The organism is Mesorhizobium sp. M0663 (genome assembly GCF_040320585.1).
Taxonomy (GTDB): Bacteria; Pseudomonadota; Alphaproteobacteria; order Rhizobiales; family Rhizobiaceae; genus Mesorhizobium.
This window is the reverse complement of the sequence record NZ_JAMYPX010000111.1, coordinates 1-814: the sequence shown is the minus strand read 5'-3', so window position 1 is coordinate 814 and position 814 is coordinate 1. Positions and strand designations below refer to the sequence as shown.

1 protein-coding gene and 1 pseudogene are annotated in these 814 nt (G+C 61.4%); both read left to right on the top strand.

What is annotated here, in order from left to right; translation table 11 throughout:
* Positions 1–177, top strand: a pseudogene (locus NKI54_RS36335) (molybdate ABC transporter permease subunit); the annotation flags it as partial.
* The coding region (locus tag NKI54_RS36330; RefSeq protein ID WP_352694666.1) for a sulfate ABC transporter permease at positions 170–814 on the top strand (645 nt) is incomplete at its 3' end. The pseudogene NKI54_RS36335 and the gene NKI54_RS36330, both read left to right, overlap by 8 nt.

Here is an 814-nt window from a genome sequence, read left to right as displayed (position 1 = left end):
ATCGCCGGCAACCTGCCGTTCAAATCCGAGATCGCGCCGCTTCTGATCGTCATCCGGCTGGAGGAATATAATTACGCCGCGGCGACCGCGATAGCGGCGATCATGCTGGCGCTGTCCTTCGTCATGCTGCTGGTCATCAACCTGGTGCAGACCTGGAGCCGCAAGCGCTATGGCTGACCCGGAGATCAAATCCTACGCGCCGCACCATGAAAGCCAGTCGCCGGCGGTGACCGAGAGCCGCACGGCGAGAACCGTGCTGATGATCGTGACCTTTGCCTTCCTCGGCATTTTCCTGCTCCTGCCGCTGATCATCGTCTTCAAGGAAGCTTTCGCCAAAGGTATCGAGGCCTACACACAGGCGCTGAGCGAACCGGACACGCGCTCGGCGATCCGCCTGACGCTTCTGGTCGCGGCGATCTCGGTGCCGCTCAATGTGATTTTCGGCATCTCCGCCGCATGGGCGATCGCCAAGTTCGAGTTCAAGGGAAAGGCGTTCCTGACCACACTCATCGACCTGCCCTTTTCGGTCTCGCCGGTCATTTCCGGCCTGGTCTATGTACTTCTGTTCGGCGCGCAAGGCCTGCTCGGCGCCTGGCTCAAGGCGCATGGCATCGTCATCCTGTTTGCCGTGCCGGGCATCGTGCTGGCCACGATCTTCGTCACCTTCCCCTTCGTCGCCCGCGAATTGATCCCGCTGATGCAGGAACAAGGCAATGGCGACGAGGAGGCAGCCCTGTCGCTCGGGGCCAATGGCTGGCAGGCGTTCTGGTACGTGACGTTGCCCAACGTCAAATGGGGATTGCTCTACGGCGTG